Here is a 15,680-nt window from a genome sequence, read left to right on the forward strand (position 1 = left end):
CAACCTCATGTGAATCAGGCTCAACAATCACAACAGCAGCAACCTTATGTGAATCAAGCTCAACAATCACAAGCTCAGCAACCATACATGAATCAACAACAGCAGCAGCCTTATATGAATTCGCAATATTATATGCCACCACCATCGCCCTATGCTAATCAACAAGCGATGTTTTATCCACCAAAACAGCCGTACCCGACGCAGAGTAAACAAAAGCAACAACAGCCAAGTCAGTTTTCTAGTTTTGTTTCTCAATTTAAAACATCCGATGGTAACTATGATGTAAATAAAATGATGAATACAGCTGGACAAATGATGAATGCGATGAATCAGGTGACAGGTATTGTAAAGCAAGTTGGAGGCTTTTTTGGTAAGTAATGTTGAAGAGTTGTCTATGAAAGTATGGTATATGAAATAAAGGACTAGACAAATTTCCTTGTAATAAATGGGTATATATAACAAACGGCTTTCTCTCTTTTCTCATACTGTAAAGTGTAATCAGATTTTTTTAACGAGAGAGGAGAGAAAAAACTATGCATCATTGTCATCCTTGTTTTGGAGGGCATAAGCCTGTAGGACCTATTTGTACAACTGCTCCTGTCGTTCATCCGACGAAACAATGCGTAACACACTCTTTTTCAACAACGGTGGTGCCACACATTTTCCCAACACATACAACACATGTACATCATCAACAAATTAAAAACCAAAACTTCTTCCCACAAACAAATTCAAATGTAAATGTTGTGGACCCAATCGACCCAGGATTCGGCGGTGGATGTGGACCGTGTGGCCATGGTCATCATCACCACGGTCATCAAATATCTCCATTTGGGCCAGGACCGAATGTATCACCGTTTGGACCAGGACCAAATGTATCACCGTTTTTACCAAACAATGTATCACCAGTAGGTCCAAATATCGGACCAAACGTTGGTGGAATATTTAAAAAGTAAATGATATGTTAGAACTAGCGAAATGCTAGTTCTTTTTTTGTAATTGGAGTGTTGATATGAAAGTTATTGCAGTAACAGGATATAAGCCATTTGAACTTGGAATATTTAAAAATGATCATCCAGGGGTGGGGTGTATAAAAAAGGCATTACACCGTAAATTAACCACTTTTGTAGAAGATGGTTTAGAATGGGTTATAATAAGCGGCCAGTTAGGTGTAGAATTATGGGCTGCTGAAGTTGTTTTTGAAATTCAAGTAGAATATCCAGATTTAAAATTAGCGGTATTCACTCCGTTTTTAGAACAAGAAGAAAATTGGAAAGAAGATAATCGTGAATATTACGAATTTATTCTTTCTCAAGCAGACCATGTTGATAGTATCACGAAACGGAAGTATGAAAGCCCAGAGCAATTTAAATTAAAAAATCAATTTTTTATTGAAAAAAGTGATGCACTTTTAGCGGTATACGATGAAGAAAAACCAGGAAGTCCCAAATATATTGTAGAAACAGCAAAGAAAAAAGGGGAAATAGAAAATTATCACAGTTATTTCATTCTTTTTTCTGAGTTACAAGATATAATAGAAGAGGAACAGTGGAATAATGCAGAGTAATATGTAATATAGTACTCGTATATATGATTGACAAAAAGCATTGTTTCTGAAAAAATTTAGTTAATGAAAGTTTTGGTAAAAATTTGAGGTGAAGAAAATGATTTCGGATAAAATTAAATTAACAGCGAAAGATATTTTAGAAAAAGAATTTAAAACAGGTATGAGAGGTTATCAGCAAGAAGAAGTAGATAAGTTTCTTGATATGATCATTAAAGACTATGAAGCTTTCCACAAAGAGTTTGAGCAATTAAAGCAACAAAATGCTCGTTTAAAGCGTGAATTAGAGGAACAAAAACTAGCAGTAACGCAAGTTCCACAACAACCTGTACAAACACCAGTTGCACAACCGGTTTATAACAACACGAATACGGATATTTTAAAACGCTTATCTAACTTAGAAAAAGCTGTATTTGGAAGTAAGTTATACGAATGATGTAAGGTGGGAAAAGGTTTAAGCATTTTACATAGAAAAAAACGTTGCAAAATCTTTTTGTTTCCACTATACTAATGGATGTCATAACGTTTGGGTAATCGCTGCAACGCCAACGTTGTAGAGGAAAGTCCATGCTCGCACGGCCTGAGATGGCTGTAGTGTTCGTGCCTAGCCAATTCATAAGCTAGGGTATTCTGGCTGTAAGGCTGGTTTAACGGCAGGGAAAAAACCTAAGTCCTTTCGGATATGGTTTGACTACCTTTAAAGTGCCACAGTGACGAAGTCCTTGAAGAAATGATAGGAGTGGAACGAGGTAAACCCCACGAGCGAGAAACCCAAATAATGGTAGGGGAATCTTTTCCAAGGAAATGAACGACGGGAAAGGACAGGTTTTATAACCTGTAGATAGATGATTGCCACCGGAGTACGAGGCGTGGGCCGTTTGTAGTACAAAGGAACAGAACATGGCTTACAGAACGTTATGAACCAACTATGAAATAACTCAGCTCTCCTTTGTTAGAGGAGGGCTTTTTATTTGTATGAAGTTATAAAGTATGAGTTAAAATGGTTAATGAGAAAATTTTTCGTAAAATGTAATGATTAATAGGAACAATTGCTATTAATTATTGTTTGAATATACATAAGAGGTGAATGCAAATGGGAAAAGTTACTTTAATTGCAACAGCGGCAATGGGTATTGAAGCGTTAGTTGCCCGAGAAGTTCGCGATCTTGGTTATGAATGTCAAGTAGAAAACAGCAAAGTAACATTTGAAGCAGATGAAAAGGCGATTTGTCGCACGAATTTATGGTTACGTACTGCGGATCGTGTAAAAATTAAAGTTGGCGAATTTAAAGCAACAACATTTGATGAGCTATTTGAAAAAACGAAAGCATTAAACTGGGGAGATTATATTCCAGAGAATGGCGAGTTCCCTGTTATCGGTAAATCTTTAAAATCTGAATTATTCAGTGTTTCGGATTGCCAACGTATTGTTAAAAAGGCTGTCGTTGAAAAATTAAAAACAACATATAAACGTACAACTTGGTTTGAAGAAGATGGTCCGTTATTCCGTATCGAGATTGCAATGCTCAAGGATATTGCAACATTAACAATTGATGCGAGTGGTGTTGGACTTCATAAACGTGGATACCGTATGGATCAAGGGGAAGCTCCGTTAAAAGAAACATTAGCTGCGTCTTTAATTAAATTAACAAACTGGAAGCCAGATCGTCCATTTGTTGATCCATTCTGTGGATCAGGTACAATTCCGATTGAAGCGGCATTAATTGGGCAAAACATTGCGCCAGGATTTAACCGTGGTTTCGCATCAGATGAGTGGGGCTGGGTAGGTAAACAAAACTGGCGTGAAGCGCGTCAAGAAGCTGAAGATTTAGCGAACTATGATCAACGATTACAAATCATAGGATCAGATATTGATCATCGTATGATTCGAGTTGCTCAAGATAACGCAGAAGAAGTAGGTTTAGGTGATTTAATTACATTTAAACAAATGCAGGTAAAAGATTTCACAACAAAAGAGGATTATGGCTACGTTGTAACGAATCCTCCATACGGAGAACGTTTAAGTGAAAAAGCACTCGTTGAACAACTGTATAAAGAAATGGGACAAGTATTCCGTCCGTTAGATACATGGTCAGCGTATGTATTAACAAGCTACGAAGCATTTGAGAAGTGTTACGGAAAAGATGCGTCGAAGAAGCGTAAACTGTTTAACGGATTTATCCGTACAGATTACTACCAATACTTCGGAAAACGTCCACCGCGTAATTCATAGTATAAAACTCCTCCAGCGCGCATATACTGGCTATTATGTAATGCGTAAAGGAGGAAGTGATATGGATAGTTTCCAATTATCAATGATTCAAAAAGCTATTCACCGTACGTATGATGAGCTCGGAAAAGAAGTGGATAGTCAAGGTGCGATTGTAGATGAAATACAAAAAGCACAAGAAGAATATTTGTCAGCTCTTTCACATGAAACAGCGATTGATAAACGGTATTTAAAGTCATTAATATAGAAGAAAATTTTCCTTTTTCGAAAGGAAAATTTTTTTTCGTGAATTTCTATGTATGGCAACAGGGGAAAGCAAATGCATACATATGCGTAGCAGTTGCTATTATCTTTTTATAGAAAAACTTTTTGGTTGGAGGCTAAGGATGTTTACTGAGAAGAGATTACCATTTGAAGTAGGAAAACAAGATAATTTTTATGATAAGTTGAATGAGTGGATTGGAGATGTATTTTACGACATCCTTCCGGAAAAAGGCTTTGAAGAGCGTGATGAACAAATTTTTATGGCGTTTCAGTTAGAACGCGCTTTCCAAGAAAAGAAAGTTATGTTCGCAGAAGCGGGTGTAGGAACAGGGAAAACAATTGTATATCTTCTATATGCAATTTGTTACGCGCGTTATACTGGGAAACCAGCTATTATTGCTTGTGCAGATGAAACGTTAATTGAGCAGCTTGTGAAAGAAGAAGGGGACATTGCTAAGTTATCTGAAGCATTAGGGCTCTCTGTTGATGTAAGGCTTGCAAAATCAATGGATAATTATTTATGCTTACGTAAACTTGAAGATGTTATGAGTGGACGAGCTCCAGAAGTAATTGAAGACGTATATTATGAGTTACCACAGTTTGTATTTGATCATGGTACGATGCAAAACTTTACTCACTATGGTGACAGAAAAGAATTTCCACTTTTAAATGACGAAGAATGGTCAAAAGTAAATTGGGATTACTTCCAAGATTGCTTTACTTGTGATTCTCGTCATCGCTGTGGACAAACTCTTTCTCGTGAACATTATCGTAAAGCAGCAGATTTAATTATTTGTTCTCAAGATTTCTATATGGATCATATTTGGACGTACGATGCTCGTAAGCGTGAAGGGCAAATTCCATTATTACCAGAAAGTAGCTGCGTTGTATTCGATGAAGGACATCTTGTAGAATATGCAGCTCAAAAAGCTTTAACATACCGTTTAAAGCAAACGATGATGGAGCAACTTTTAACGAGATTGTTGCAAAACGATATTCGCGAGGAGTTTGCACATTTAGTAGAAGAAACAATTTGGCAAACAGAGCGATTCTTTGATGTGTTACAAGAGAATAAAAAGGAAATTGCCGGTTCTGATCGTTTAGAAATTACTGTGACAGAAAAAGTAACAGCTGAAGCGAAGCGACTTTATGCAAAAATTGGTGAAGTCGGTGATGCATTAGTATTTGAAAGTGAAATGCATACAGTAAACACGTATGACTTAAATATCGTTGATGAGCATTTAGATGTGTTAGAACATTCACTTCGTCTGTTTATGCACGAGAAAAATGTAATTACATGGGGTGAAGAAGGTGATGGTGCCTTCACGTTAGTTATTATGCCGCGTGCAGTTGAAGAGGTGTTACAAGAGAAAGTATTCTCGAAGAAAATCCCGTATATTTTCTCTTCTGCGACATTATCGAACAACGATTCATTCGCATTTACAGCAAATAGTCTAGGGGTAAAAGATTACTTATCATTCTCAGTTGCCTCACCGTTTGATTATGAGGAGCAAATGGCGGTAAACTTACTATCGCATACGAAAGAAAATGAATGGGAAAGAAAGTGTCAATATACACTTGAAAATATACAAAAAACAAATGGACGTACGCTTGTATTATTCCGTACAACACAAGAACTTGCAGCGTTTAAAGAATATGTAAGTAAAGAACAAATGTCAGTTCCGTTCCTATATGAAGGAGATCAGGAAATTAGTCAGCTCGTTTCTCGTTTCCAAAATGAAGAAGAGACTGTACTTTGTGCCGTTCATTTATGGGAAGGTTTAGATATTCCAGGTTCATCATTATCACATGTGATCATTTGGTCATTACCATTCCCTCCAAACGATCCTGTGTTTGAAGCGAAACGTAAGCACGTAAATGATCCATTCTGGGATGTAGATGTACCGTATATGATTTTACGACTTCGTCAAGGGATTGGACGTTTAATTCGTACGAGCGACGATAAAGGTGCTATATCAATCTTCTTATCTGATTCAGAAGATGAGAAAGTAGTTGCAGCTGTGAAAAATGTACTGCCAGTAGAAGGTAAAGAATTATAAGGAAAAAGCTTGGCGCTTGCCAAGCTTTTTTCTATTATAAAAGGAATTTATGTTTCCGTGTCGAATTAAGTTTGAGGTAGAAAAAGGAGGCTTTTATACGATGACAGTTGCTACATATGAAGTAGAAAAACAATTTTTAACATACGTGAAGAAGATACAGAATTATGGAGAAGCATTAAGTTTAATGTTTTGGGATTTAAGAACAGGTGCACCAAAAAAAGGTGTGGATCAGCGTTCTGAAGTAATTGGTATGCTTTCGTCAGAAGTGTTTGCTATGTCGACTTCAGATGAGATGGGAAACTATTTAACAGAGCTTGAAGCTTTAATACGCGAAGATAAACTTTCTGAAACGACGAAGAAAATGGTTGAAGAGTGCCGGAAAGAATATGATAGAAATAAAAAAATTCCACAAGTTGAATATGAGGCTTATGTGAAATTAGAAGCGAAAGCGGAGAGTGTGTGGGAAGAAGCTCGCGAAAAATCTGATTTCGAAATGTTCCGCCCGTACTTAGAAAAAATTGTGGAATTTAAAAAGAAATTTATTACATATTGGGGTTATGAAACATATAAATACAATACATTATTAGATATGTATGAGCCAGGTATTACAGTGGAAGTTTTAGATCACGTATTTGGTCAACTTCGTGAGCGCATCGTACCGCTTGTAAAAGAAATCTCTGAGTCTAAAAAAGGATTAAAAACAAGTGCTTTATCGGAACGATTTTCAAAAGAAAAACAAAAGAACTTTACATTAGAATTATTGAAGCAATTGAATTATGACTTTGAAGCAGGTCGTCTTGATGAAACAGTACATCCTTTCGAAATTACATTAAATAGAGGGGATGTTCGTATTACGACACGCTATGATGAAAAAGATTTTCGTATGGCTGTTTTTGGAACAATTCATGAATGTGGTCATGCAGTATATGAACAAAATATTGCAGAACAATTTGAAGGTACACCACTTTGTAGTGGTACATCTATGGGTATTCACGAATCACAATCATTATTCTTTGAGAACTTTATCGGCCGTAATAAATCATTCTGGAAGAAGAATTATGATTTATTAAAAGAGTATAGCAATGGTCAATTTGATGATATGTCAGTCGATGAGTTTTATGATGCAATTAACGAATCGAAACCGTCATTCATTCGTATAGAAGCAGATGAGCTTACATACCCGCTTCATGTTATGGTTCGTTATGAGCTTGAGAAAGAATTATTTGATGGTACATTACAAGTGAAGGACTTACCAGCAGCTTGGAATGATAAGATGGAAGCATATTTAGGCATTCGTCCGGAAAATAATGCACAAGGTGTATTGCAAGATGTTCACTGGGCTGGTGGTTCATTTGGATACTTCCCATCTTATGCGCTTGGTTACATGTATGCAGCACAGTTTAAGCAAAGAATGTTAAAAGACATTCCGAACTTTGACGCATTATTAGAAGAAGGAAACGTAACACCAATTCGTGAATGGTTAACAGAAAATATTCACCAATACGGTAAAACGAAAAAGCCACTTGAAATTTTAGAAGATGTGACAGGCGAAGGATTAAATGCAAACTACTTAGCAGATTATTTAGAAGCGAAGTATAAAGAAATTTATGAGTTATAAAAAAGAGCTGCTTAATTGCAGCTCTTTTTTTAAGGGGGATAAAAGAATGCTTTATACATATACAGTAATGACGCAAGAAGAAGCGGAAGAGATTGCATATAACTGGCACTATGAAGGGAAATATTCTTTTTATGATATAGCGGCAGATGAAGAAGATTTAGATGAGTTTTTACATGATGAGAGTAGAGGGAATCATACATTTTCTGTAAAGGAAAATGGCACTCTCATTGGTTTTTTTACTGTTTGTAAAATGAATAATGGAACGGTTGATATAGGACTTGGAATGAGACCTGATATAACTGGCAATGGATTTGGTTTACAGTTCGTGAATGCGGGACTAGCTTTTAGTGAAGAAAAATATGGGTGCAATCATATAACACTATCAGTAGTGAAATTTAATGAGAGAGCTATTAAAGTATATAAAAGGGCAGGGTTTGAAGCAGTTGGGACGTTTATACAAAAAACAAACGGTAGTTGTTTTGAGTTTTTGAAAATGAATTATATATGTGGAAAATAACAAAAAACAGAAGAGGGTTCTTCTGTTTTTTGCAACTTCATTAACTTTCAGTTGATAGCATGTGTACAGCTATTTCATGCATGTCTTTCAAACCTGATACTTGGGCGTATTCAGCAACAGTGATACTACTTGTTGTTAGAAGTTCGATAATATGTTCATCCATTCTTGACCAAGTTTTACCGCCAGAATTGTCATAAGAATTAATTAACTTTGTTAGTCCATCTTTCCCAAAGAGCAGATAATGGGAAGCGAAATCGATAGATACATCAGCTATCCCTACTTCTGTCCAATCGATTAAGCCAGTTACATTATTTTTCTTATCAATCAGGATATGACCTGGATGTATATCCCCGTGCTTTACTCCTACATGAGATGGCCAAAAAGAGTCTTCAGCTAGCCATGCTTGCCAACGATCCCATAAGTTTTGATTGATGTGGTATTGTTCCTTCACTCGATTCATCCTTTGTTTCATAGAAGTTCTTAATTCATTAGCAGTAAGAATTTCAATACCTATATTATTAAATTTTTGCTGAGGTAATGAGTGTAAATTCGCTAGAACTTTTCCTAATGAAATATTGTATTCAGTTGGTGCATTCTTTTCATTAAAGTTCCATATATATTCTTGTCGTTCTATATCGATAGTAGCGGCAGGAACGCCACTTAGTTGTTTATAAGCGATTAGTTCCTCAGAGAATATAGACCAATCAGGAACTTGGAATTCTACATGTTTTTTCATAAGTTCTAATGCTTTTTTTTCTCGTTGGGCATGTCTCATAGATTCTGGTCTACGAGGAATTCTTAGTATCCATTTATCTCCGTTTTGTTCTTTAACGTGTGCTACTTGAAAGTCAACGCCAGATTCATTAATTACTATTGAATCTTCTAATATATTTAGTCCTTCCTTATTTGCTAATTGTTTAACTTTAAGTGTATTCATTCCCATTTCCTCCAAATGTTTATTCTAATTTTAATGTTTTCTGTTACTAATTGTTTCTAACTACATCAATATGATTAAAGTAGCGAGATATAAGAAAATGTAATCATAAAAAAACCACAGACGAGCTTCTGTCTGTGGTTAAGAGTAAACGAGGATATAATGAATAAACGCCTCTCTTTGTATGAAAAAATATACGAAAAAAAGACAGACGTATATCTGCCTTTCTTCATGTGGAAAGTGTACTCTTCCGTTGAAGATTATTAAAAATGTGCAGACTAATCCCGTTTACTCTGCTTTATGAAAACAGAGCCTTTGAACATATTAAGTTACTTATTGTTCAAAGTTTGCTGACGTAGTCTTCCTGCGTGCATCATCTTTAATAATCCTCCTTTTAATAGTATGGTAACACTATACTTTGTTTATAAGTAAATATCAATAAAAAATACTAGATATAACATCTTAAAAATCGAATTAACTAAAAATTTATATTCGGAAAATAGAGATAAAGGATATTTGCTTTTGTAATTGGAAATTGTGGAAGAAGATGTGTATGATAGAATTTTAGTAGTAAATAGTAGGTTTAGCAAGGAAAGGTAGAGGTAGTATGATTACAATTAAAACGAAAAATGAAATAGATTTGATGCATGAATCTGGAAAATTACTTGCTTCATGTCATAAAGAAATTGCGAAAATGATAAAGCCAGGTATAAAGACACAAGAGATTGATACGTTTGTTGAAATGTATTTAAAACAGCATGGTGCCACATCTGAACAGAAAGGTTACAATGGGTATCCATATGCGATATGTGCATCTGTAAACGATGAAATGTGTCATGGGTTTCCGGCCGATGTTCCTTTAAATGAAGGAGATATTGTAACAATTGACATGGTAGTAAACTTAAATGGTGGTCTTTCAGATTCTGCTTGGACGTATAGAGTTGGAAATGTTTCTGAGGAAGCGGAAAGGTTAATGGTAGTAGCTGAGAATGCATTGTATAAAGGGATTGATCAGGCGGTAATCGGTAATCATGTAGGAGACATTGGGTATGCAATTGAGAGTTACGTAGCAAATGAAGGTTTTTCTGTCGCAAGAGACTTTACGGGACATGGAATAGGTAAAGAGATCCATGAAGAACCAGCAATTTTTCATTTTGGGAAACAAGGACAAGGGCCTGAGTTGCAAGAAGGAATGGTAATTACAATTGAGCCAATTGTAAATGTAGGTATGCGATATTCGAAAGTAGATTTAAATGGATGGGCTGCAAGAACGATGGACGGGAAATTATCAGCGCAATATGAGCATACAATTGCAATTACAAAAGATGGGCCAATTGTTTTAACGACGCTTTGAAATAATATGTAAGAGTTTACAAAACTCGAACGAAAATGATGTTTTTATAAAATTTGTACGTGTTTTGTTAATAAATACTTTTCAAAGTATAAAAAGTGCGTTATAATCCATCTATAAAATAAATAGTTAGCTACACTCATATAATCGCGGGGATATGGCCTGCAAGTTTCTACCGAAGTACCGTAAATACTTTGACTATGAGTGAGGACGAATATATTGCTTGTTTAGCATTCTTTTTTGCGAAACTCCAAAAGCGCGTCTCTCACTTGTAACGAGTGGTGGCGGCTTTTGGAGTTTTTTATTGCATAAGAGGGGGAACAAACATGAAAGTATTACAAGAAAAGATTTTGAACGAAGGAAAGGTTTTATCTGGTGACGTATTAAAGGTAGATGCATTTTTAAATCATCAAATTGACCCAGTACTTATGCAAGAGATTGGAAAAGAATTTGCTAAACGTTTTAAAGAAGAGAACATTACAAAAATCGTAACGATTGAATCTTCAGGCATCGCACCAGCAGTTATGGCTGCATTAGAGCTTGGTGTAAAAGTAATCTTTGCAAGAAAACGTAAATCGTTAACGTTACAAGATAATATGTACGTTGCAAACGTATACTCATTTACGAAACAAGAAACGAATGAAATTTCATTATCTCGCAATCATATCGATGAAAATGATCGTGTATTAATCATCGATGACTTTTTAGCAAACGGTCAGGCTGCTTTAGGTTTAATGAGTTTAGTAGAGCAAGCTGGAGCGAGTATTGCAGGAATTGGAATTGTTATTGAAAAAGCATTTCAAGATGGAGGAAAGAAGCTTCGTGAACAAGGCGTTCGTGTTGAATCACTAGCAGAAATTGCATCACTTGATAACGGCACAGTTGCATTTGTACAGCATGAAACTGCGGAGGTGAAATAAGCAATGAAGCAGCATCCATTTAAAATTGCATCGCTTGGTATGCAGCATATGCTTGCTATGTATGCTGGCGCAATTATCGTACCGCTTATTGTAGGCGGCGGACTTGGTTTAAATCAAAAAGAGTTAACATACTTAGTCTCAATTGATTTATTAATGTGCGGCGTTGCGACAATTTTACAAGCATTATCAAATCGCTTTTTCGGTATTGGACTCCCAGTTGTACTTGGTTGTACATTTACAGCGGTTGGGCCGATGATTGCAATTGGAAAACAATACGGTGTGTCTTCTATCTATGGGGCAATTATTGCTGCCGGGTTATTCGTTGTTATTTTTGCGAAATTATTTGGAAAGCTTGTAAAACTGTTTCCACCAGTTGTAACAGGGTCTGTCGTTACAGTAATTGGAGTTACACTTGTTCCAGCCGCTATTAATGATATGGCTGGTGGAGTAGGAAGCAAAGATTTCGGAAGTCTTGAAAACTTAGCGTTAGCATTTGGAGTGTTATTATTTATCATCATTATGTATCGTTTCTTTGATGGGTTTATCCGTTCAATTTCTATTCTATTAGGTTTGTTGTTCGGTACTATCGTTGCAGCATTTATGGGGAAAGTAAGCTTGCAAGCAGTTGGAGAGGCGGATTGGTTCCATGGTATTCAGCCATTTTACTTCGGTACACCAACATTTGAATTAACACCAATTATTACAATGATTCTCGTTGCTTGTGTAGGGATTGTAGAAGCAACAGGTGTATACTTTGCATTATCTGATATTTGCAATAAAAAAATCGGTGAAAAAGAATTAACAAAAGGGTATCGTGCAGAAGGATTAGCGATGGTGTTAGGTGGTATTTTTAACGCGTTCCCATATACAACATACTCTCAAAACGTAGGACTTGTTCAATTAACTGGAGTAAGAAATCGCGTTATTATTTATACTTGCGGTGGTATGTTAATCGCTCTTGGGTTTATTCCGAAAATTGCAGCTATCACAACAATTATTCCGAAGTCAGTACTTGGCGGTGCTATGCTCGCAATGTTTGGTATGGTTATGGCATATGGTATTAAAATGTTAAGTAGCGTTGACTTTGGAAGACAAGAAAACTTATTAATCGTTGCATGTTCTGTTGGAATTGGGCTTGGCGTAACAGTCGTTCCTACATTATTCTCACAACTTCCAGAAAGCATTCGTATTTTAACAGATAACGGAATTGTACTTGGAAGTGCATCAGCAGTATTGTTAAATATCGTATTTAATATGGTGCCGCAGCGCAAAGTGAAAGTAAAAGAAGAGCCGGTGTCTATGCAAAGTGCAGTAAGAGAAGCGTAAAAAAGCAAGGTCTCGTTATGAGACCTTGCTTTTCTTTTTAAGTGGCATCATTTTCCCGTAAGTACCAAGACGCCAAATGTACTCAAGTGGCCCGTATTGGTAATGTGAAAGCCACCAGCGGCTAATAAAGATTTGTAACGTGTAGAAACCGACGCAGAATAGTGGTCCAACCCATAATGGAGCAAGATAATCATTTTTGAATAGTAGCCCAAATACAAGTAATGTAACAATTGTATGTGAGATGTAATTCGTTAACGCCATTCGTCCAACGTATTGGAATGGACGTAATACTGTTTGCCATTTTTCTTTTTGTAATAAACGCATTAACGTGACAATGTAGAAGATGAACAATGTCTTTCCGCTTATCATCGTAATACCCATAAGTGAAAATGGTGTGTATGGTTGATTGTTCATAAAGAAGTAAACCATAATAAACCACATCGGTAATGTTAAAATGAACATAATGATTTGCCATTTTTTAAGTTTTGGATCTAATTCCTTAGCACGGCGGAAAATGTCTTTTTTACCGGCATATAATCCGAGTAAAAACAATCCTAGTGTTTCAGGAAGCATAATAAGACTGTTACTTATTGCTTCAGAATAGAAAGAATAGAATCTGTCTGTAATTTGTAAGCCCCAGTTTTCTAACGGCATAATGGCTATGGAAAGGCCTAGTTCATCTACCGGCACTAATAACATGACAAGAGAACCTAATAATGTGAACAATTGCATGAAACTTAATAGTACAATTGACCATATTAAAATAGTACGTGTCTTTCTTTTGTAAAATAAAAATAAGAAAAACCCGGTAATTGCATAAGTATGTAAAATGTCACCGTCCCATAAAAGAACGTAATGTAAGAACCCAAATAATAATAAGATAAGTAAGCGGCGAACAAACAAAGTTTTTGGACGATCGGTCTTCGCCTCAGCACGATTCATAAAAATATAAAAACCTAATCCGAATAAAAACGAAAAAATTGTATAAAATTTCGTTTGAATAAACATATCGTAAAATAGGCGAATATAGCTGTCTATCCCTTCGTAAATTCCTGTAATATCACGTGAGTCAACCCCGGCAATAATTGGCCAGTTAACAAGAAAAATACCTAATACAGCTATTCCTCTAATAATATCGATGGAATGTATCCTCTCGCCTTGTGAAATGTTTTGTGTCATTATTTTCCTCCTTGTTAAGTAATTCCCTTTTATTATACAAAATGTAAAGAAGAGGGTATATAGGTAATTTCCAATTTTTAAAACTGTTAAGATGCGTATTATGAGATATAATAAGAGTGCACAACAAGTTTTAACCTTCTTCAAAACAGGCAGTAAAGCTCCTTCCTATAAGGGGCTTTCTTTATGAAAAGTGTTGATAATGATTCTCTTTAATGATAAACTGTATTCAAAAGTGATAATCATTATCAAAAAAGGTTGGTGCGTAAGTATGGTATATGCATTAGTAGCAGGTACAGTCGTTGTATATGCAGTTATTACAAAGTATGTTTTAAATGGAGTAGGAACAGCAAAATGAGTGATATGACATAAAATCCCTTTCATTTGTAAAAAGAATGAAAGGGATTTTTTATTTTTAATGAGAATATGCTGAAAATTTAGTATGATAGTAAAGTGAAACTGTAATCAATGGGTAGGTGTAACTCTCACTGGTTATGAGCTCGCAAATAGCAGGGAAAAGTATATACATCTTGGATAAAGGGGAACAAGGGGATGACAAACATAGTACAGACAAACGGTATGAGAAAACTTGTTTGTTTTTATGAAGAGTGGCAAAAACACGGCGATGCAGAGAATAGTTTAAAGTTGTTTGAGGTGATTCAAAAATATAAACAAGAACAGCTTATGATAGCGTTCTGCGGTCACTTCTCTGCAGGGAAATCAACGATGATGAATCATCTATATAAAGCACAGTTGTTACCAACAAGTCCAATTCCGACAAGCGCTAACGTCGTTAAAATTGAAAAGGGATTTGATCGTGTTGTTGTAACGATTAAATCTGGAGAACAGTACGAATATGATGGTGCATATTCAGCGGAAGAATTAAAACAAATTTGTAAAGACGGTGATGAGGTAATTGGTGTTCATATTTATCGGAATGATGCGCCAATTCCTGAGGGTGTTATGTTAGTTGATACACCAGGGATTGATTCAACAGATGATGCCCATCAATTAGCGACAGAATCAACGCTGCATCTAGCAGACGTAATTTTTTATATGATGGATTATAATCACGTCCAATCGGAAGTGAATTTACAATTTGTTAAAGAATTGAAACAACGTAATAAAACGGTTTATCTCGTTGTAAATCAAATAGATAAACATAAAGAAAATGAATTATCGTTTGAGGATTATAAAGATAGTGTAAAACAATCGTTCTCTAACTGGGATATTGAAGTAGATGGAGTTTATTATACGTCATTAAGAATGATGAACCATCCACATAATGAAATTGGAAGCTTAGAAACATTAATTACATCTATTATGAAAGAAAAAGAGCAGTATGTAAGAGATGGAATGGAGCGAGAAACAGAATATTTAATGGGGGAACATTTCTCGTTTATTCTTTCTGAAAATGAAAAAGCTCTTTTGACATATGAGGAAGAGTTAGCATCACCGCTTTCGATTTCAGAAATAGTTGAAAAGAAAGAAGAGCTAACGGAAATTAAACATCGCGAGGCTAGTAAAGAATCTCATGTGAGAAACGAATTTATAAAAGGTTTACAAGCTATATTAGATAACGCGTATTTAATGCCATTTGAAATGAGAGAATTGGCAAATGCATATTTAGAAACGAAATTAACAAAGTTTAAAGTTGGTTTGCTATTTGCAAAAGGAAAGACGGAGCAAGAAAAACAAAGACGTGTAGAGGCGTTTTATT

At 35.7% G+C, this 15,680-nt stretch carries 16 protein-coding genes, 1 other RNA gene and 1 riboswitch; of the genes, 15 read left to right on the forward strand and 2 right to left on the reverse strand.

Features of this window, described 5'->3' with window-relative positions; genetic code table 11:
* The 10 genes from MR167_RS26820 to MR167_RS26865 all read left to right on the forward strand — a co-directional run.
* A partial coding sequence (locus MR167_RS26820; protein ID WP_242315927.1) for a YppG family protein occupies window positions 1-378 on the forward strand: 378 nt, incomplete at its 5' end.
* A 155-nt stretch (window positions 379-533) separates the two neighbouring features.
* Window positions 534-956, forward strand: a complete 423-nt coding sequence (locus MR167_RS26825) for a CotD family spore coat protein (RefSeq protein WP_000546292.1) — start codon at window positions 534-536, stop codon at window positions 954-956.
* Between the two features lie 56 nt (window positions 957-1,012).
* Window positions 1,013-1,567, forward strand: a complete 555-nt coding sequence (locus tag MR167_RS26830; RefSeq protein WP_000862927.1) for an SLOG family protein — start codon at window positions 1,013-1,015, stop codon at window positions 1,565-1,567.
* A 97-nt stretch (window positions 1,568-1,664) separates the two neighbouring features.
* Window positions 1,665-2,000: a cell division regulator GpsB gene (gene gpsB / locus MR167_RS26835; protein WP_000622431.1), complete on the forward strand. Its 336-nt coding sequence runs from the start codon at window positions 1,665-1,667 to the stop codon at window positions 1,998-2,000.
* 86 nt (window positions 2,001-2,086) lie between these two features.
* Window positions 2,087-2,477: RNase P RNA component class B (gene rnpB, locus MR167_RS26840), an RNA gene on the forward strand.
* 180 nt (window positions 2,478-2,657) lie between these two features.
* Window positions 2,658-3,797: a THUMP domain-containing class I SAM-dependent RNA methyltransferase gene (locus tag MR167_RS26845; protein WP_000521224.1), complete on the forward strand. Its 1,140-nt coding sequence runs from the start codon at window positions 2,658-2,660 to the stop codon at window positions 3,795-3,797.
* A 61-nt stretch (window positions 3,798-3,858) separates the two neighbouring features.
* Window positions 3,859-4,041: a DUF3921 domain-containing protein gene (locus MR167_RS26850; protein WP_000376895.1), complete on the forward strand. Its 183-nt coding sequence runs from the start codon at window positions 3,859-3,861 to the stop codon at window positions 4,039-4,041.
* 139 nt (window positions 4,042-4,180) lie between these two features.
* Window positions 4,181-6,118: an ATP-dependent DNA helicase gene (locus MR167_RS26855; RefSeq protein ID WP_000493696.1), complete on the forward strand. Its 1,938-nt coding sequence runs from the start codon at window positions 4,181-4,183 to the stop codon at window positions 6,116-6,118.
* Between the two features lie 100 nt (window positions 6,119-6,218).
* Entirely contained in the window at window positions 6,219-7,736 is a 1,518-nt protein-coding gene (gene ypwA / locus MR167_RS26860) for a carboxypeptidase (protein WP_000215085.1), read from the forward strand.
* A 46-nt stretch (window positions 7,737-7,782) separates the two neighbouring features.
* On the forward strand, window positions 7,783-8,253 hold the full coding sequence (locus MR167_RS26865) for a GNAT family N-acetyltransferase (RefSeq protein ID WP_106081420.1): 471 nt from the start codon (window positions 7,783-7,785) through the stop codon (window positions 8,251-8,253).
* Window positions 8,254-8,293: 40 nt separating this feature from the next.
* Here the strand turns inward: MR167_RS26865 and mphL are convergent, their stop codons facing one another.
* The gene (gene mphL / locus MR167_RS26870; protein WP_242315928.1) at window positions 8,294-9,190 is read right to left on the reverse strand and encodes a macrolide 2'-phosphotransferase MphL; all 897 of its coding nucleotides are present in this window, start codon (window positions 9,188-9,190) and stop codon (window positions 8,294-8,296) included.
* A 604-nt stretch (window positions 9,191-9,794) separates the two neighbouring features.
* Here mphL and MR167_RS26875 point away from each other — a divergent pair.
* The 3 genes from MR167_RS26875 (at window position 9,795) to pbuX (ending at window position 12,784) form a co-directional block, all read left to right on the forward strand.
* On the forward strand, window positions 9,795-10,541 hold the full coding sequence (locus MR167_RS26875) for a type I methionyl aminopeptidase (protein WP_000628412.1): 747 nt from the start codon (window positions 9,795-9,797) through the stop codon (window positions 10,539-10,541).
* 116 nt (window positions 10,542-10,657) lie between these two features.
* Window positions 10,658-10,759, forward strand: a riboswitch (purine riboswitch).
* Between the two features lie 105 nt (window positions 10,760-10,864).
* Complete coding sequence (locus tag MR167_RS26880; RefSeq protein WP_000866481.1) at window positions 10,865-11,458, forward strand: xanthine phosphoribosyltransferase; 594 nt, start codon at window positions 10,865-10,867, stop codon at window positions 11,456-11,458.
* A gap of 3 nt (window positions 11,459-11,461) precedes the next feature.
* Window positions 11,462-12,784: a xanthine permease PbuX gene (gene pbuX / locus MR167_RS26885; protein ID WP_000809215.1), complete on the forward strand. Its 1,323-nt coding sequence runs from the start codon at window positions 11,462-11,464 to the stop codon at window positions 12,782-12,784.
* A 15-nt stretch (window positions 12,785-12,799) separates the two neighbouring features.
* Here pbuX and MR167_RS26890 read toward each other — a convergent pair whose 3' ends face one another.
* Window positions 12,800-13,963, reverse strand: coding sequence for a DUF418 domain-containing protein (locus MR167_RS26890; protein WP_000193087.1), 1,164 nt, complete (start codon window positions 13,961-13,963; stop codon window positions 12,800-12,802).
* Window positions 13,964-14,162: 199 nt separating this feature from the next.
* Between MR167_RS26890 and MR167_RS26895 the strand changes: the two genes are divergently transcribed.
* Both MR167_RS26895 and MR167_RS26900 read left to right on the forward strand, forming a co-directional pair.
* Window positions 14,163-14,318: a hypothetical protein gene (locus MR167_RS26895; protein ID WP_000600126.1), complete on the forward strand. Its 156-nt coding sequence runs from the start codon at window positions 14,163-14,165 to the stop codon at window positions 14,316-14,318.
* 194 nt (window positions 14,319-14,512) lie between these two features.
* A partial coding sequence (locus tag MR167_RS26900; protein WP_242315929.1) for a dynamin family protein occupies window positions 14,513-15,680 on the forward strand: 1,168 nt, incomplete at its 3' end.

The organism is Bacillus cereus group sp. BfR-BA-01355 (assembly GCF_022663675.1).
Classification (GTDB): Bacteria; Bacillota; Bacilli; order Bacillales; family Bacillaceae_G; genus Bacillus_A; species Bacillus_A thuringiensis_S.